This window comes from Paracrocinitomix mangrovi, assembly GCF_019740355.2.
In the GTDB taxonomy this organism is placed as follows: Bacteria; Bacteroidota; Bacteroidia; order Flavobacteriales_D; family Crocinitomicaceae; genus Paracrocinitomix; species Paracrocinitomix mangrovi.
In genome coordinates this window covers 142,648-160,673 of record NZ_CP091819.1, presented here as the reverse complement: position 1 = coordinate 160,673, position 18,026 = coordinate 142,648, and the positions used below count along the sequence as shown (strand labels likewise).

21 protein-coding genes are annotated in these 18,026 nt (G+C 34.6%); 16 read left to right on the top strand and 5 right to left on the bottom strand.

The window, feature by feature from the left end; translation table 11 throughout:
* Positions 1 to 31: 31 nt before the first annotated feature.
* Both trxA and K6119_RS00690 read right to left on the bottom strand, forming a co-directional pair.
* Positions 32 to 349: a thioredoxin gene (gene trxA / locus K6119_RS00695; protein ID WP_221834481.1), complete on the bottom strand. Its 318-nt coding sequence runs from the start codon at positions 347 to 349 to the stop codon at positions 32 to 34.
* A gap of 137 nt (positions 350 to 486) precedes the next feature.
* Positions 487 to 1,995, bottom strand: coding sequence for a sodium:solute symporter (locus tag K6119_RS00690; RefSeq protein ID WP_221834482.1), 1,509 nt, complete (start codon positions 1,993 to 1,995; stop codon positions 487 to 489).
* Between the two features lie 45 nt (positions 1,996 to 2,040).
* Between K6119_RS00690 and K6119_RS00685 the strand changes: the two genes are divergently transcribed.
* A complete protein-coding gene (locus K6119_RS00685; protein ID WP_237828066.1) occupies positions 2,041 to 3,516 on the top strand; it encodes a pyridoxal phosphate-dependent decarboxylase family protein in 1,476 nt (491 codons plus the stop codon).
* Between the two features lie 124 nt (positions 3,517 to 3,640).
* On the opposite strand, the gene K6119_RS00680 is transcribed toward K6119_RS00685, so the two are convergent.
* Together K6119_RS00680 and K6119_RS00675 are read right to left on the bottom strand one after the other, a co-directional pair.
* Positions 3,641 to 4,630 (bottom strand): glycoside hydrolase family 113, encoded by a 990-nt coding sequence (locus K6119_RS00680; RefSeq protein ID WP_221834483.1) that lies wholly within the window; start codon positions 4,628 to 4,630, stop codon positions 3,641 to 3,643.
* A 132-nt stretch (positions 4,631 to 4,762) separates the two neighbouring features.
* Positions 4,763 to 5,125 (bottom strand): CoA-binding protein, encoded by a 363-nt coding sequence (locus tag K6119_RS00675; protein WP_221834484.1) that lies wholly within the window; start codon positions 5,123 to 5,125, stop codon positions 4,763 to 4,765.
* 190 nt (positions 5,126 to 5,315) lie between these two features.
* Here K6119_RS00675 and panB point away from each other — a divergent pair, with 190 nt between their 5' ends.
* The 15 genes from panB to K6119_RS00600 all read left to right on the top strand — a co-directional run bounded on the left by panB (position 5,316) and on the right by K6119_RS00600 (position 17,148).
* The gene (gene panB / locus K6119_RS00670; RefSeq protein WP_221834485.1) at positions 5,316 to 6,131 is read left to right on the top strand and encodes a 3-methyl-2-oxobutanoate hydroxymethyltransferase; all 816 of its coding nucleotides are present in this window, start codon (positions 5,316 to 5,318) and stop codon (positions 6,129 to 6,131) included.
* Complete coding sequence (locus K6119_RS00665; RefSeq protein ID WP_221834486.1) at positions 6,118 to 6,816, top strand: RluA family pseudouridine synthase; 699 nt, start codon at positions 6,118 to 6,120, stop codon at positions 6,814 to 6,816. Before panB ends, K6119_RS00665 begins: the two co-directional genes overlap by 14 nt.
* A 94-nt stretch (positions 6,817 to 6,910) precedes the next feature.
* On the top strand, positions 6,911 to 7,549 hold the full coding sequence (locus tag K6119_RS00660) for a hypothetical protein (RefSeq protein ID WP_221834487.1): 639 nt from the start codon (positions 6,911 to 6,913) through the stop codon (positions 7,547 to 7,549).
* Between the two features lies 1 nt (position 7,550).
* Positions 7,551 to 8,321 carry a hypothetical protein gene (locus K6119_RS00655; protein ID WP_221834488.1) on the top strand — a complete coding sequence of 257 codons (771 nt, stop codon included), beginning with the start codon at positions 7,551 to 7,553 and terminating at the stop codon, positions 8,319 to 8,321.
* A gap of 148 nt (positions 8,322 to 8,469) precedes the next feature.
* On the top strand, positions 8,470 to 10,314 hold the full coding sequence (locus tag K6119_RS00650; protein ID WP_221835283.1) for a PLP-dependent aminotransferase family protein: 1,845 nt from the start codon (positions 8,470 to 8,472) through the stop codon (positions 10,312 to 10,314).
* A 43-nt stretch (positions 10,315 to 10,357) separates the two neighbouring features.
* Positions 10,358 to 10,783: a hypothetical protein gene (locus K6119_RS00645; protein ID WP_221834489.1), complete on the top strand. Its 426-nt coding sequence runs from the start codon at positions 10,358 to 10,360 to the stop codon at positions 10,781 to 10,783.
* A gap of 351 nt (positions 10,784 to 11,134) precedes the next feature.
* A complete protein-coding gene (locus tag K6119_RS00640) occupies positions 11,135 to 11,815 on the top strand; it encodes a hypothetical protein (RefSeq protein WP_221834490.1) in 681 nt (226 codons plus the stop codon).
* Positions 11,816 to 11,832: 17 nt separating this feature from the next.
* Entirely contained in the window at positions 11,833 to 12,318 is a 486-nt protein-coding gene (locus K6119_RS00635) for a hypothetical protein (RefSeq protein WP_221834491.1), read from the top strand.
* A gap of 99 nt (positions 12,319 to 12,417) precedes the next feature.
* On the top strand, positions 12,418 to 12,825 hold the full coding sequence (locus K6119_RS00630) for a hypothetical protein (protein ID WP_221834492.1): 408 nt from the start codon (positions 12,418 to 12,420) through the stop codon (positions 12,823 to 12,825).
* Between the two features lie 136 nt (positions 12,826 to 12,961).
* Complete coding sequence (locus K6119_RS00625; RefSeq protein ID WP_221834493.1) at positions 12,962 to 13,270, top strand: hypothetical protein; 309 nt, start codon at positions 12,962 to 12,964, stop codon at positions 13,268 to 13,270.
* A 406-nt stretch (positions 13,271 to 13,676) separates the two neighbouring features.
* Positions 13,677 to 14,174 (top strand): hypothetical protein, encoded by a 498-nt coding sequence (locus K6119_RS00620; RefSeq protein WP_221834494.1) that lies wholly within the window; start codon positions 13,677 to 13,679, stop codon positions 14,172 to 14,174.
* Between the two features lie 130 nt (positions 14,175 to 14,304).
* Positions 14,305 to 15,246: a hypothetical protein gene (locus K6119_RS00615; protein ID WP_221834495.1), complete on the top strand. Its 942-nt coding sequence runs from the start codon at positions 14,305 to 14,307 to the stop codon at positions 15,244 to 15,246.
* Positions 15,247 to 15,380: 134 nt separating this feature from the next.
* Positions 15,381 to 15,788: a hypothetical protein gene (locus K6119_RS00610; protein WP_221834496.1), complete on the top strand. Its 408-nt coding sequence runs from the start codon at positions 15,381 to 15,383 to the stop codon at positions 15,786 to 15,788.
* A 71-nt stretch (positions 15,789 to 15,859) separates the two neighbouring features.
* On the top strand, positions 15,860 to 16,564 hold the full coding sequence (locus tag K6119_RS00605; RefSeq protein WP_237828065.1) for a hypothetical protein: 705 nt from the start codon (positions 15,860 to 15,862) through the stop codon (positions 16,562 to 16,564).
* Between the two features lie 89 nt (positions 16,565 to 16,653).
* Positions 16,654 to 17,148: a hypothetical protein gene (locus tag K6119_RS00600; protein ID WP_221834498.1), complete on the top strand. Its 495-nt coding sequence runs from the start codon at positions 16,654 to 16,656 to the stop codon at positions 17,146 to 17,148.
* Between the two features lie 17 nt (positions 17,149 to 17,165).
* Here the strand turns inward: K6119_RS00600 and K6119_RS00595 are convergent, their stop codons facing one another.
* A complete protein-coding gene (locus tag K6119_RS00595; RefSeq protein WP_221834499.1) occupies positions 17,166 to 17,840 on the bottom strand; it encodes a hypothetical protein in 675 nt (224 codons plus the stop codon).
* Positions 17,841 to 18,026 lie beyond the last annotated feature (186 nt).

Sequence of the window (18,026 nt, the reverse complement as noted above, 5' to 3'; positions counted from 1 at the left end):
TCCTTCTTTTATTTTGATTAACGAAATCTAATTATAAGATAGCGTCAAGTTTTGTTGTCAATTGAGTTTTAGGAACTGCTCCTACAGATTTATCAACTACTTCTCCATTTTTGATAAATGCAACCGTAGGGATATTTCTGATTCCAAATCTTTGTGCAATTCCAGGATTGTTGTCTACGTCAACTTTTCCGATAATTGCTTTACCCTCATACTCTGAGTGCATTTCTTCAATCAATGGACCAATCATTCTACAAGGACCGCACCATGCTGCCCAGAAATCAAGAACCACCGGCTTGTCAGCACTTGCTACGATTTCGTCGTAGTTTGCATCTGTAATTTCTACTGCCATAGTTTTTGTTTTATGCTATTAATAATTTGTTGTTTCCTTATTCAATTTCGGTACCAAATGCAATAATCTGCCATACTGACACCGATAAGTAAAATCTTTAGACCGATTGGCACAAAGATGTCTTACAAAAGTGCCAATTAATTTATTTCTGTTTCTCCTTTTTTTGAAAAAATCCATAAAAAGATATAAACAAGTGCGGCATTTATACCCAATAATTCGCTACCAAAGGCATAGCCTTTACCCTCCTCATTTGCAGTCCATTCACCTATATACATATTCACAAAATACATGGATAATGGAACCAAAATACTTACAGGAATTGTTAAAATATCTTTGACTTTTCTTTTTGAGAAAATCCCAAACAAGAATAATCCCAATAAAGGTCCGTACGTATAATTAGCGGCTTTAAAAAGCTCCCAAATTACACTGTCACTCTTCACTGCTTTGAATATCACAATGGTCAATAACAAGGCTACTGACATGATTATATGTGATCGCTTTCTAATTTTCTCAGATTCTTTTTTGTCTTCTTTTTTGTCTGCTCCTAAAAAATCAATTGATAAAGATGTGGTTAATGATGTTAAGGCAGAATCTGCACTACTGTAAGCTGCTGCTACTAATCCCAACATAAAGAATATCCCTAATCCTATTCCTAGACTTCCTTCTAAAGATGTTACAGCAAACAATAAATCATTGTCTGTTCCTGCCCCACATGATACTGCTACCCATTCTTCATAAACTCCCGGATTTGATTGAATATACAAGACCAATAATCCTCCTAAAGCCACAAACAACACGTTCACCAAGAACAAAACCAAACTCATTGAGATCATGTTCTTTTTAGCTTCACCTATGTTTTTACAACTCAAGTTTTTCTGCATCATGTCCTGATCAACTCCGGTCATTCCAAGGGTAATAAACATTCCTCCTATTACTCCTTTCCACCAATAATTCCCTGCCAGTGGATCTTTAGTTTGCCACATGGTGGTTAAATCTGCATCTGTTAATTTTCCGTAGATATCTCCAATGGCAATGTTCAAGTCATCTGAGATCAAGTAAATACTTAATCCTACTGAAATCAACATGAATAAAGTCTGTAAGGTATCTGTCCAAATAATGGTTTTGATTCCTCCCCTAAAGGTGTAAACCCATATTAAGAGGATACTAAATGCCACTGTCAATTCAAAAGGAACGCCTAATTCGTCAAAAACAAATGTTTGCAGCACATTGGCCACCAAATACATGCGCAATGCCGCTCCAATTAATCTTGATAAAATGAAAAATGCGGCTCCCATCTTATAAGTGTACACACCAAAGCGTTGCTCCAAAAAGCCATAAATGGAGGTTAAGTTCAGTCGGTAATAGAGTGGTAATAAAACAAAAGCGATTATTGCGTATCCTAAAATATACCCCAACGCTACCTGTAAATAAGTAAACTGTCCTCCGGCAATAGTTCCAGGAATAGAAATAAATGTGACCCCGGACAAGGATGCCCCTATCATACCAAAAGCAACCACATACCACGGATTGTTTCTATTTCCCGTATAAAATGTGTCGTTATCTGCTTTTTTGCTCGTTAAAAACGAAATGAGAATGAGCACAACAAAATAGCCCAGCAGTAAAGCAAGAATCAACTCTTTAGACATAAATAATTATCTTGATCTTTCAAATATCCACATTCAATTGTAACTATGGCAGAATTGTTGAAAAAATTGGCAGATTTAGAAAAACTTTCCGCTCCGCTTGAACCAAATCAAGATGAAAGAGCGCACTATTTTCAGCAAGTCAAAAACTGGTCAGACCATTATATTGCTAACATTGACAAGATTGATTCATTTTACGACAAGCTTCCGGACACAAGTAAATTGTCTATTGATGAAAAGCAGCACAGTATTGAAGAATTGTTGGATATCTATCATACTGAAGTGACAGAAACAGGTATTGTTCCTTCTCATGGCGGACACATTGGCTACATTCCGGGTGGAGGAATTTACTTGTCTGCCATTGCAGATTACATTGCAGATGTTTCTAACGAATATGCAGGAATGTTTTATGGCGGCCCCGGAGCGGTGACCATTGAAAATGAACTGATCAATTGGATGAAAGGCGTTTTCAGATTCCCTGAAAGTGCTGTTGGCAACTTAACTTCCGGTGGATCAATCGCTAATTTAATTGCTTTGACTGCAGCAAGAGATTTTCATGGAGTTAAAAATGAAAAAGTCACTTCATCTGTTATTTACTTAAGTGAACAGGTGCATCATTGTACCCAAAAAGCCTTGCGCATAATAGGTTTAGAAGATGCAATTATCAGATACATTCCACTGGATGAAAAATGGCGAATGGATGCTACTATTTTGGAGCAAACAATAAAACAAGATAAAGCTGAAGGTCTCTACCCTTTTGTGGTTTTAGCAAGTGCCGGAACTACAGATACTGGAGCTATTGATCCTTTAAAGGCAATTGGAAAGATTGCTCAACAGCACAATTTGTGGTACCATATTGATGGAGCTTATGGTGGATTTTTCATCTTAACAGATAGAGCAAAAGATGAATTTGAAGGTATTGAAATGGCAGATTCACTTTGCATTGATCCGCATAAAGGTTTGTTTTTGCCTTATGGATTAGGAGCGGTTTTGATCAAGAATAAAGAGGCCTTATTTCACTCACATCATTACACGGCTAATTATATGCAGGATGCCTTAAATGAAGATTGGCCGCTTAATCCGGCGGATGTGAGTCCTGAACTAACAAAGCATTTTAGAGGATTAAGAATGTGGCTGCCACTCAAAGTCCATGGCCTTGCTCCGTTTAAAGCTTGTTTGGAAGAAAAGTTGTATTTGACAGATTATTTTAGAGAGGAATTGGTTAAACGAGGTTTCAAAGTTGGCCCCGAACCGGACTTGTCTGTCAGTTATTTTTGGTTCCCAGTGACAGAGAATGAGAATCAGAATCAGAATGAGAATGAGAATCAGAATGAGAGTGAGAGTGAATTTAACGAACGCTTGATGGATGAAATTCACAAAGACGGGCGCATCTTTTTAAGCTCAACAAGATTGAATGGTAAATACGTCATTCGCATGGCAATACTTTCATTCAGAACGAAAAAACATACGATTGATACTTGTTTAGAAATGATTGACAGATGCTTGGAGAGAGTCAGAAATTGAGAATAAAGACTAATTAAATTAACAATTAGCAATTTTCAATTAGCAATTAACAATTAACAATTAGCAATTTGCAATTATCAATTCATCATTACTCATTCTCACTCTCATACTCATTCTCTAACTCTTACTCATTCTGTTTAAAGTAGGTTTTTATGGTTTCTTCGGCTAATTTGTTCTGCGGTGTATAATCTGTATCTCCCTTTCCTCCTGCTTTATCATGATTGTGATACCATTTCCAGATGAATCCTCCAGCAAACCATTCTTCTTTCCAGATGGTTTCAAAACAAGCTTGGAAGGCCAACTTCTGCATTTTTTCTGAATATTTTCCCTTGTCCGAATCTTCCCAGGGTTTGATGGTACAATGCGTTGAACTCTTGAATCCAAACTCAGTAAAAACAATAGGTTTTCCTATATCCGCACTGTATTTCTCAAGTGCTTTTATCACCACTTTCCAGGCGTACTTCAAGTCGCTAATTTTAGGATTTGGCTTGCTGCTCAAAGGAAAATAAGCATCAATGCCAATGTAATCCAACTGATTCCAAAACGGAACTTTATCAAACTCGTCCCAGTTGGCTGCATAGGTGAGCTTTCCTTTATACTTTTTCTTGATCTCCTTAATTAAGCCTTTCCAAAAAGCGGGACGTGCTTCAATAAAAGAAGCGAATTCAGTTCCTATACAAAAAGCCGGAACATTGTATTCAACGGCAATGTCCACAAAGTGCATTATATATTCTTGATAAGACTTTTCAAATCCCGCCCAATTGTCAGGATCTGTGCATTTAAAGTCTCCTGTATAAGTACCGTGTCCAATCCAAACATGAGGTTTCAACATTACTTTTAAACCGTCCTTTTGAGCTAATTCAATACACTTTTTAATGCCTTCTGTTTTTTCCCCGATCCATTGAAATTTTGAGTCAAAAACAATCTTATCATCCTTCACAAATGCATAAGGAATGATAGAAATGTAGTTGGCGTTGAGATCCACAACCGGTGTAATATCTGTGGCAGCTGTTAGCCTATTGGTCATAGTAAAGTTGACGCCTTTAAAGGATTTTGATTCTTGTGCTTGCAACACAAAACACCCTAAGGACAATATGGCTAAAATCAATCTCATTTTAGAATGAACACCAAGTTAATGAGCAAATTGCATTCCACCAAAATTGATCCTTATAAAAGAATGTCTAATTACACACAAAATCAGAACTTTAATGTGCGTACTAAATACTTGATACTATATTACTCGATACTAATACTGCCCCGTACTTACTAAAACCAATGTACAGGCAGCTTCATAAGCAATCCCGTTCTCTGTTAAAAGATCCATAAACTCTCTGTTCTCCGTTCCGGGATTAAAAATTACTCTTCTCGGTTTTAACTTTAAAAAGTAATCGTAATAAGGCGGTTGATTTTGAGGACCTACATACAAGGTCAAAGTATCTAAATTCTCTATTTCAGGCAATACCGTTTCAATAGGCACTCCGTTTATTTCACCCTCTCTCAATCCAAATGCACGAACGTGATGTCCGGCATTAGACAATAATTCAACAGCTGTATTGGATGCCCTTGCGCGATTCATGCTCGCCCCAAAAACAAGTACGTTTTCTTTCATACTACAAAGTTAGAAATGTTGTGCTAATTAAAAGGTGATTAAAATCAGAGCAAGGAAAAAGGAGTAAAGAACAATGACTTTTAAAAATCTAATGTCTTTGATCTAACCGCTAGCATCTAAAGTCTTGATTCTTGAGTCCTGATTCTTGATTCTTTTTAAGTACTTTTGTTTCCCTAAAATTAAAGACACCATGTCTGTACACAAAGAAGCAAAGAAAGTAACAACACATGTCTTGCTGGAAATGAAGCAAAACAATGAGAAAATCTCTATGTTGACAGGTTACGATTATTCAATGGCACGCATTATTGACGCAGCCGGAGTAGATGTAATTCTTGTTGGAGATTCAGCATCAAATGTAATGGCAGGACACGAAACAACATTACCTATTACCCTTGATCAAATGATTTATCACGCAGCCTCTGTTATCAGAGCGATTGATCGTGCTTTGGTGGTAGTTGATTTACCTTTTGGATCATATCAAGGAAACTCAAAAGAAGCCTTAACATCAGCTATCCGTATCATGAAAGAAGCCGGTGGACATGCTGTTAAATTAGAAGGAGGGCGTGAAGTGATTGAATCTGTTGACCGTATTTTATCTGCCGGAATTCCGGTAATGGGTCACCTGGGATTAACACCTCAATCTATCTATAAATTTGGAACCTATACAGTAAGAGCAAAAGAAGAAGAAGAAGCACAACGTTTGATTGAAGACGCTATCATGTTGCAAGATGCCGGATGTTTTGCATTGGTATTAGAAAAAGTTCCTGCCACATTGGGTAAAAAAGTAGCTGAAGAGTTGACCATTCCTGTAATAGGAATCGGAGCCGGAAACGGTGTAGATGGCCAGGTATTAGTAGTGCATGATATGTTGGGAATCAACAATGAATTTAACCCAAGATTCTTGAGAAAATACCACAATCTGCATGATGAAATGTTGGATGCTTTTCAGAACTACATCAAGGACGTAAGAACCGGAGATTTCCCTAACGAAAATGAGCAATACTAAACCATTACAAGTATTGTATGAGGATAATCACCTGATTGTAATTAACAAACGGGCAGGAGATATTGTGCAGGGAGACAAAACAGGTGATGCTCCCCTATCCGACTTTGTAAAAGAATACATCAAAGAAAAATATAATAAGCCCGGAGACGTCTTTCTAGGAACGGTTCACCGTTTAGACAGACCTACAACGGGTATTGTATTATTTGCACGTACTTCTAAAGCTTTAGGGCGAATGAACACCCTATTTAGGGACAACAAAGTACAAAAAACGTACTGGGCAGTAACCGAAAAAGCTCCTCAACAACCTTCGGGAAAGTTGATCAACTTTTTACAGAAAAATGAAAAGCAAAACAAAAGCTACGTCACCCAAAATGAAGACCAAAAAGCAGCCAAAAAAGCGGAATTGGATTATCGCCTTCTTGGAAGCTCTGAGCGCTATCATTTAATTGAGGTAAACCCTAAAACCGGACGTCATCACCAAATAAGGGTACAGCTTACCAACATTGGCTGCATCATCAAAGGCGATTTAAAATACGGTGCCAAAAGATCTAACAAAGATGGATCAATTCACCTGCATGCACGCAAACTGGTTTTTAAACATCCGGTAAAGGATGAGGAGATTGAAATTGTAGCGCCAACACCTGACGATCCTGTATGGAACTATTTTGAAGAACAGTTTAAATAGGCAAATTTTATCTGGATTCTATCAGATAATAAGTCGTTTCCTGAAATTTCCATTTGAACTAAATTAATAGAAACTCCTTTTCTAAATTGGTTTCATGAAATCAGCTTGGTTAAGTTTCATATTATTATTCTATTACTCATCATTTGGACAGCATCAAATAAGGCTTCAGAGTAATGAGATAAATTTCAACGAACCTTCTTATAAACTGACATTCAAAAAAAATGATTCCGTTTACCATACTCAGCGAATAGACGAAGCCTTGGACTTCATATCATTTGTACAAACTGATTTCAATAATGATGGCCAAATGGATTTGAGACTGCTTATGGCAGATGCTGACGCAAATCTTGAATTTTGGTATTCATTTAACAATACTACAAGGCGATTTGAAGCAGTAACTGGTTTGGATTGGAATGTAAACTCATCACCAGTTGATAGCGCCGGCATATATTATTGTACTCAAAATCCTTTGGGTTGTAGTGGGGATACCTGGAATTCGATTCTTTTTTATGTGAACAAAAGCAACATCAAACAAATTGGATTAATCCATTATGATGCTTGTTACGACTCCAATATAGTAAACCAAGAACCTTCAATTGAAGTATTTAAAAACGGAGAAAATAACATGAATAAAATTTTTGTTGATTATTCAATTTTAAAAACCCTAGACTTCAATAAACGTCCTGTTCAAGATATATGGAAGGAGTATCTCACATTTTTTATAAGCAAATAGGATGTACAAATCACTTTTAATTTTTTCTCTTTTAATTGTCTTTTTTGCCTGTCAATCAAGAACTGATTCCAAATCAAATAAGGAGGAAAATCAAAATGAACAGAGAGTTAAGTTACTTCCTTCATTCAACAAAAAGCAACCTACAATTCAAGAAACAAAATTCAAAAACTTCAGCAAAAAACTTGACAAAGCAATTCATTTTCAAAGCGTAATATTATTGAAAGAACTAATGTATGACACTATCTTTGAAAGCAGTGATATATGTGGTTATCCCGGTTGCTTGAAGGATGAATTCTTTGAATTTCACTTTACCAAAGACTTATCAGGTTTAGAAGATTGGAAAAAATTAAAGATTATAAAAGAAGAAGGATTTAGCAGAATAAAAATAGACGAAGCAATTGTTAATTTCAAAGGTATTACAGAAGTTTTACAAGCGCCTTCTTTTCTCAAAGAGATGGATTTAGAAACTGAATTCTTCCTTTTAAAAGATAGCACACCATTGAAATCAAAACCTTTACAATCTTCTTCCACTATCAGCTATTTAAACAGAGGTTACTATACCTGTAATTGTTGTAATTATTCTACTGGAATTTTAACTGATAAAAAGGACAATACCTGGATAAAAACAATAACGAATAATGGTAAAGTTGGATACATTTCGTTTAACTCTACATCTCTTTCAACTATCAAATATCTAACTGTTGGATGGATAAATAATGAATGGAAAATATTCAGTTGGTATAGCGGTGAGTATTGTGCGAAGTATGATTAATTTCAAATATAGCTTCGCATATTTACCGCTAACGATTATTTTCAATTTAAGACTCATCTTAAATTATTAATTTTGCCTTGATCTTTAGGCAAAGCAGTCATTGATCTTTATTCTAATTAAGATGATCCAAGAATCGATACATAACACCATGGAAGACACTAAAATGCTGAATTATTTAAAAAATGTGTTGGCCAACATGCCGGCAGACTGGTTGAATTTAACCACGCACAGATTGGATATTTACAATGAAAGTTTGGCAAAAACTGAGTTTTTAGAGCAGTTTGAAAACATGTACAATTCCAACAATGCAGACGCTACAGCTTTAGCCAATCTTCCAACGGCATTTGATTATATCAGATTAGGTCATCCATTGTCAAGTGTATTGGAATGGGCCATTGCCAATATGTATCAGTTAAAGGCAGATCATGTAATCAGCTTCTCATCAAAATCTACTCCTATTTTGGCGGTTTTGAGAAAGAACTTGATGGAACATAAAAACACAAGAATCAACTATACCGGAGATTTAGCAGCCATTTTTGATGCTGATGTAGTAAAGAAAGTTTACGGATATCAGTTTGAAACAAAACAAGTAAACGCAGCCGCAGATGTTGAGGATTTTGACGGAACCAACCTTTTTGTTTCATCTCAAAGTAAAATGGGAAAAGCAGAGCTACAATCAAACATTGACTTTTATGTGAGCATTTATGAAGGTTTAGGAAGCATCATTTTAGTGAATGGCGCTAAAAACAGCAACTACATCTCAGAAATTCAGCATGTTCGCAGAAGAGAAACCATTGCCATGACACCGGCAAACTGTTTAAAAGCATTGCAAATGTCGGTAGGTCAAGCTACGGATAGCCATTCATTTGACCTGGCCGGAGACAAGCAAAAGGTATTGAACTCAATTAAAGAAATTACGACTGCTAACACAAAAGCAATGGTAGGTTCAAGCGGACTTTCTATTCAATACGCAATTGCTATGGGATTGGTAGATTATGCTTTAGAGCACTACCCTGGCAAAGACATCAAGTTTGTGGTACCACCTAACTGTTATGGCGGAACCAATGATCAGGCAAGAAGAGTTGCAGCATGTTTAGATAATGTAGAGGTAATGGATTTACCGGTTGACGGCGGAAATGACATGGTGCAAAGCGTTGAAATAGTATTAGAACAAATTGCCAAAATGGATGCTGTTCCGTACATCATTGCAGAGATTCCTACTAACCCAAGAGTGGAAGTGCCAGACTTGCATAAGTTGGCAGCAGCTTTAGGTAAAGAGCGTAAAACGCAAAACGGAGCAACAGCGGTTGATCCGGTATTTATATTAGATCAAACATTTTGTCCAAACGTTCACTTTTTAGGAGCAGACGATATTTTGGCAGGCACCAGAACCATCTCATACGTGAGTGGATCAAAGTTCCCAAGCGGAGGAAAATGCACAGCAGGATATTGCGTTGCCAATGACAAGGCAAAAGATTTAATGGACAAGATTGAGTTGCACTTACAGTTGTGTGACAATGAAGCAACGGCCTTACAAATGGAAATTCTGGCAGCACAAATGCCATCTATGAACCAACGTATTGCTGACGCTTACAAGAATACACGTGAGTTTGTCAACTTTATCAGCCAAACATTGCCAGATGCTAAAATTAACTTTGTATCTGAAGAATTGGCCAATGAAGGCTTTACACCATCTGTTTTTTCGTTGGATCTACCTACAAAGGGAAACACTGATGAAGAAAGAGAAACATACAAAAGAGAATTAAACAACCATTTGATCAACTTAATGATCAATGAAATTCCTACTGAAAGTAAGTACTGTGTAAGTTACGGTCAGTTAAAAGGCTGTTACTGGACCATCCCGGCTACCTCAACCCAAGGAACCACCAAAGAAGGAGACAAAGACTATATAGCACGTGTTGCACTTTCCCCAAAAATGGATCTGGAGAAGCATAAAGCCGTATTTGCTGAGTTTGTTGAGAAGTATATTTAGGTGATTTTTACTTCATATTTAATCAAACCATTAGCATCAACTTTTGAATAGTTTAGAAATTAGAACAATAACACCTTGGAAGTATTATCTATTTCTAGGCGGAACAATTCCGGTTTGGACTTTGATTCCTGTATTTTTTGTTTATGCTAAAGGAGGTTCAAAGAACTTAGCATTTGTCTCAGCTTTTTTACTACTTATCGTTTGTGTTTTTTTAACGCATTTACTTTCAAGACAATGGACAATTTTCACAGTTCAGGATGGGAAGATTTCCTTTAATGACAAGTTGCTAAGTACAGAATCAATCAGAGGTTTTAATATAAACAAGTCTGGTATAGGTGTAACACAATTTGAGTTTAAAAACAAGTCTAAGGTTGCAATAAATATTCTTTTACCTAATTATGGTAATCATGTAGCTAAACTAAAAGACTTTTTAAATTTTCATTGTGACAACATAGCTCCTTCTAAATAGTTGTTTTGGCAAATTCACCCAAATTTCATTCACTCATCACTACTCTTCTCATCACTCATCCCTTAAAATTACGGCTGCCTAAACGGCCTGCGTTTTATAGTTGCTTCACCCATTTCACAAAGCAATAGGCCATTGTTATGGGCTCACAAGCTCGCCATACAATTGGCCATGCTTTAAGTAAAATGTGCTTACAAGCTAACCAACTCCGTCCTGGCAGAGTACTTTTCAAGCATTGCGGAAAATACGTTTTATCCGTCTATCAATAGGTACAGCCATTTAATTGTGAATTTTATTTGCGATATTGAGGGTGAGTAAAGTGCACAGTGTACTTTATTTGGAAGTTGTAGACAATTGGAAGAGGATTTAACCATAAATGAAAAGATTCATGATTTCATAGAATATGGAGTCCTTAACGAAGTGGATAAAATCCGTCAGAATCTAGGGATTTGGGATTTAATAGCTGATAAAATTGAAGAACTCAAGAAATGTGAAGAACAAGTTCAACGATTGTTTATTCATTTACAATATTCTGCATCCGACACATTCACTTTAAGCCTTGGAAAAATTTACGACACTCCATCTAATGCAAACACTCGTTGTCTTCGTAAAATATTCTCGTTGTTAATTCACCACAGAAAAGAATTCATTCGAGAAAAAATTTCATTTATTGATATAGACAAATTAAAAAAGGTGAATTGTCCTGAAGAAATCCTCAAACTTCTTGAAAAACCTGATAAAAATTTATGTGTTCGTATTTGTGAATATTACAAAGACAAAATTGAAAACTCCCCTTACAAGGAAATGATTGAAGAAGTCTTTCATGCAAGAAACAAATTCGTTGCTCATTCCGAACTAGTCAAAGAAGGCCATAATTTGAAAATTGATTTGATTAGAGAGTTGACCGATCTTGCAGATGAGTTTTGCAACGTCTTTAATATAATTTTCATGAATGGTGGTTATTTCCGACATCCGAATTTGACAAGTTCATACTTTGTTAAAAAGGCTATTGCAGAATATGCCAAAGTACCCTAAATTAATTTCTGAATTTTATGGAAGAAAATAAAGTATCAACAAAACTCTTAGAGGAAATTAGTGCATCTCTCAAAGAAATAAATGCCAGACAAGAGACTGAAGAGGTTTTTCAGGAATCAAATAAGCTAATGGAAAAAGTTGAAGATCGTGTTCAACATTCAACTCAACAAATCCAAAACAGCTTTGATCGAATTCATGATAAGGTTTTCAATTTTAATAACATAATGATTGGTGCGTATCTTGTTCTGGGAACATTCCCAACAGATTCACCAATTTTACCTTTGTGGTCGATCATATTCCCAATAATCATCTTAATCTATCTGGTAATTATTGAGATTCGGCAGATGGAAATCCACAGATTTGCTTCCAACGAGAAAAACTGGACGGAAGCTGACAGAAATAAATTTGGAAAGAAAATTGACTCCCAGACAATGATGTCTTTGATTGCTCTTGTGCTAACTGTGTGCTGCTTCGGCTACATCATATTTGCACTAGCAGGGTAAAAAACTATATACAACATATTAACTAAAGATGATTAAGTCGACTCTCACGGCGCCTTAAAGCCGTAATAAATTGCTAATTTTATTCAAAAGCATTTGAATATGAAGGCTATCATACTAATGACATTTGTCTTGATTTCAGGAATTAGTCGTGCGGACTTCGTAGATTATGTAAGTATTGAATTTAAAGGAAAGGAAATTTTCAATAGTTATAAAGCGAATTCCGATAATATTATTGAAATAAATTGTGTTGAAGGTGACACTTTAACTGTGCTGTTTAGAACAGACTGGGGAGGTGAATTTGATTCTTTTCTTGAAATCAAAAATGAATCCGACAGTCTTCTTTATTCTGAGACTTATATTCCAAAAAAAGATAAAAATCCGGGAATCTTTAATATTGTTTTAACTAAACAGTTAATGAATCAAGTATTAAAGTTTTCTGTAAATTATTACATTAAGTCATTAGTAAATTGGCAGTTTGCTGATGTATTGGCTAAATCCAAAGAATGAAAAAATAGTTTGAAAAATAGCCGGAATTAAAGATTGTATGCTTTACAAATTGAATTTATTACTGTTGACAATTTTAGTTTTTCAACTCAACTCTTTTTCGAATGAAGGAGAATGTAGATTTGAAATAAAAGCGCCAGTGTCATTGAAAGAAGGGCAATCGTTTACTTTAGCAACATATTCTTTTAGAGGACTTAAAAGACGACAAGAAACAAAAATTCGAAAAGTAATTGAGTTATACAGTGGTAAACCTATGACTAACTCTTTAGAATACTTCCAATCAGAGTTCGAAGCAGCTTGTTATTTGTGGCACCGTAAATTTGGTAAGGTATTAAAGTTTAATTACCTGGGGAAAATTGAACTAATTAAAGACACTACTCAAACAGATACTTACTTCATGTTCCTTCATTATGTTGAAGCAACTGAAAAATTTAAAAAGAAAGGTTAGGTAGGAATGGAAAACTACACCTAACACTATAACCAAACCTAGCTTCTGATGTATTCAGTTTTTAATTTTGTTTCTGCTTCATTAAATGTCATCATATCTGTTTTTACACTATTGCGGCTATTTATAATGCATGCTAATGTTTCCGCTAGTTCAAAAGGATGGTTAGAGTTTTTTGTTGTTATTAGCTCAATACCATTGATCACAATTATTTGTACCCTCTTTATAATTTCATTTTTGAAGACAAATTCAAAGTCAAAGAATACCCGTTTTAAATTAATCAATGTAATATTACTGGTATTCAATGTCATTTGGGGAATTTTGATGTTGGAGGTTTAAAGGAAGTGCTAATTGTACACTATGCTTTTAATAAATCAGTAGCTTTAGCTGTAAATTATAAGTAATTCCAATGAATTCAGAAGATACAATTGATCAGGTCAGAGAAAATGAAACACAAAAATCTCTAGTTAATTTAATAGCAGTTGGAGGATTCTTATGGTTCTTTTTAAGTAGTCTGGTTTACTTAATTTCTCTTATAATAAAAGCAGCAGGAGTAATTAGCAATTTATCTCCGAATGGAATCTTTTGGATTGAAAATATTTTGTCTATTGTCATCATTGGAATTGTTGCATTTCAATTAACCAGAAGATACTGGCAAAAAGCTCAAGAGAATTCGCTCAACACTAAAATTTTGTTGATAAAATTGGGTGTTGCAATATTAATTACTCATGTTCTGCAATATTTGCATGTGTATTATATCATGGGCTATATTTACGATAATTTCTTTGACAACCTAAACGCATATAAACAATTTGTTAATGAATCTTATGGTTATTCAATCTTGGATGTAGCTTTTGGTCTAATGGGTACGATTATATTATTGCTTCTGCTCATTAAATGGAAGTAGCTTGAACGAATAACCCTCGCTATCTTGACCACACGCAATTCAACTGCAAATTCATTTTTGTTGAACAATGTAAATTGCTAGTTTAGTTAAAAAAAGAGTTGACCTTTTCGTAATTATATCTAAAATCACTATGCAAAAAGTCTTTTTAATTCTACTAATTATCATTATTAAAGATTGCCAAGCGCAAAGAGAAATTGAAGATGTGTGGAATCCGTGGCAAGAGTTAATTGTAGAAGAATTAAAAGTTGATCGGAATTTTGAAAGTGTATCAACCGTAAAAACATATGAATACTCTCTCACAAAAAAGGGTAAAGTCAAAGATTCAACGCTTATAGAATCAAAGAAATATAATATCGAAGGTTTTTTATTACAAAAGGATAAGTACAATTTAAAAGGTGACAAAGCAACTCATTATGAATATTCATATAGAAATGAATTAACTTCTAAAATCAAAATCTCACTTCCAATTGGAAAAAAAGTTACTAATGATTACTATCACATTGAATACAATTCAAATTCTTTAATAGAATCCCTTTTGTTAAGTGCTGATTCAGCTGGTAATAATCCATTAATGCTTATCAAATATGCATATGATGAAAGATTAAAATTAATCTCAAAAACCTATATATATACCGTAACAAACTCTCTTTCAGGTCAAGTTGAAAAAAACGAGCATAAAGTGATTTTTATCCGAGACACTTTAAAAAATCTAGTTTATCGTTACAACGAAGGAGGTGAGGATACTTTGGCAATTGAAGTGAACGAATTTAGTCAGACCACCCATTATAAAATTGAATTACAGAGGTATTCAGTTAGTATGTCCTATAATCAAGATCAATTACTCTCAACAAAACATATTTCCTACCCTGACAAAAAAGGTAAGATAGTCCATATTAAAAAAAAATACGAATATGATCAAATGAATCGGTTGATCACGATCATAGAAGATATGGATGATAAACCAACTTATGTGGAAGAATATTACTATTTGCAAGACGGATTAATATCTAAAATTTTAAACTCTGCACAACAGACTGTTATCAAGTATTATTATGAATACTTTGAAAACTAATTCAATCTAACAATTTTATCATCAACCACTTAAATTCAATAATCTTTAGTAAATAAGTAGTTTTACTCAAACCCCACCGACATCAACAATTGAATACAATTTTAAAATATCTCTACAGAAAAAAGATCTTTTCAGTGTCAAATAAAAAGGTTTTAAAATGGTTTGAAAATGCAGATATTTCTCACCTTTTAGTTGCATTAGAAGTTGGAGACTATAAAATTCGAAAAGCTGTACTTCCATTAATCTATGACTTGCACCCTACAAACTTGGAATCAATTCTTTTGGAATCTTTGAATGACCCTGTATATCCTGTTTGTGATACAGCTTTAAATTTACTTGAAGAGTTTGACATTACCGGAAAGTATCAAGCTAAAATTGAAAAAACTAGAAGCTACTGGGAAATAAAACTTGCGAAAGAAAAAGAAAGCCTTAAAAGTGGTAATTCAGATTTTGATCCATTGTGGAAAAAAGCTGACTCAAGAACTGCTAAAAGGAAAAAAGACTTTGAAACAATGCAAAGTAATATGCGTCCTCCAATGTGAAATACGTCTCACTCCATGCATATTAAAAATCTCAATAATTTGCTAGCTTTATAGAAACGATTAGTTTCTTTATGGTTTTGCGCATTTCAATTTCAACGCTACTTTTCTTTATTTATTCATTTTCCTCGGCGCAAGATTCTTTCAAAGATTATTACCAGTATTCTATTGGAAATTATGTCGTTTTATATCCTACGATTGTTAAGGGAAGAATTACTAAAATCAAAAATAAAAATGCCCTAGTTGAAGTTACAGAATGGTATAAGAATGAACTAAACCTCAAGGACAAAATAAAAATCAGTAGTAACTCTTATGCGAACTATAAAGGATATACTACCTTAAAAAATGAATTGGGTTTGGAACTTGAAAGGGAATACATCTTCGTTTTAGCTACAGCTCCAAATTCATTTTTACCTGAGCCTTTAGATGCCCCTCAATTTAGATTTATAGTAGAAAATGATTCACTATTTATCCCTCCTGATTTAATTCCAAAATTTGAAAACTCAACATTCAAAATTCAAAAAAATGACTTTTCTGATCCAATATTTGATAAAGGATTGAAAATTTCATTGGATTATTTTAAAAATTTGATTTTGAAAATGAATGAAACTTTTTTGTGGGAAAAAACCAAACGCGGGGTCTTTACTAAAAAACGAAGAATGAGAATTAAATGTCTGCAAAAACTGTCTATACCTGACACCAATGAAGTTGGACTTCTTAGATCAGTTATGTTAGAATCCCTTAATCTGTGGAACAAGAATAAATGTGGTAAAAACTAACACCACTGTCGCATGCAATTCAACAGCTATTCATTTTTGTTGAACAATGTAAATTGCTATTTTTAGAAAAACGTGAAGTAATCTAAAGCATGACTTTTCTTCGTAAAATATTTAAGAATAAGCGTCCTAAAGGATGGAATCTTACAATTGCAGATCTAATGCAAGAATTGGAGATTGGGGAACGGACAGAAATAAAAGAATCAGAAAGTACCTGGGCAAGAGAATATGAAGAGTCTCTTCTATCAAAAAGTATTCGATATCCGAAGAAAGGAGACTTATACGAATCAATATGTAAGCAGACTATTACATACATGGTTGCATATATGGCGCCTTATACAGGAGGAGGGGAAGCTGAATTACTTCCGGGTGAACAAATTTGGATAACAAAAGAACCTTCTTCGAACACGCCAATAAGTGCGTACGCCGCAGCTGTAGAATATAAGAAATTGGAAGAAAGAATGGTTGAAAAAGATGAACGCAAAAATCCAGCTTATGATGGTTTTTATCTGAGTGTCAAAAGTGAAGACTTGAACCACAAATTCAAATTGATTCAACAAAACTTCTCGAAATCAGAATTTGAGTGATAAATACGCTCTTTTACCTAATTATTGATAAAATAAGAATTCAATAATCTGGTTTCACTTGGCGTATTGATATACCATTTGGTTGTTATTTGCTTGACAATTCCCACATCTTTAGCGTAATAAATGGTATCCCAACTAACGTCATGCCAGGTATGATCTGAACCATAAGCCTCTTTGTGTTCAGTAAATCCTAAAACGTTATAAAATGTACCTGCCGGAGTAATGACTGAATCTACCGATTCATAGTATGCTCGCCAACTTCGTCCATATCCTTCAGAAAATAAAACACCATCTGAAGTTGTTGGAAATAAAATTATCTCATAACCGGTATCTTGATATCCCCATTCAGATCCAATGGTTTGATATACAAGTTTCTTTATGGTTCCTCCATAAACGACAAAATCGTCATCAGTTTTTGGAACAAAGTTGTGTTGCTCTATTATAGTTTGACAACCGTGCTTATCTTCTTCCCCTTCCAATTCAACTAAATGATTAAACCAATTATCATCTATTGTAATTACTGAAGAGTCTGTATACTCCCACCATGATCCTGGATATGCAGGAAAATATTGATTCGGATAAATGGTATCAGTTTGTACATCTGAAACTGCAGGATTGCTTGCGTCACACTCCTTTTTACAGGAGTAGAGACACAAAAAGCCAAAAACAGTTAGTGTAAGATATTTTACCATAAATCTAAGAACGAAGATAGTTATCTCTTCGTTGGTTTTGTGACTAATATGACTCAAAGTAGAAAACTAATATTAATACAAAACCTACAGCCCTCATCTCCCACATAATCAACATAATAAGTACTTGAATAAATAGTTCAATCAAAAGCCTTTTTTGATGATTTATTTTCATGCTCAATTCCAAAA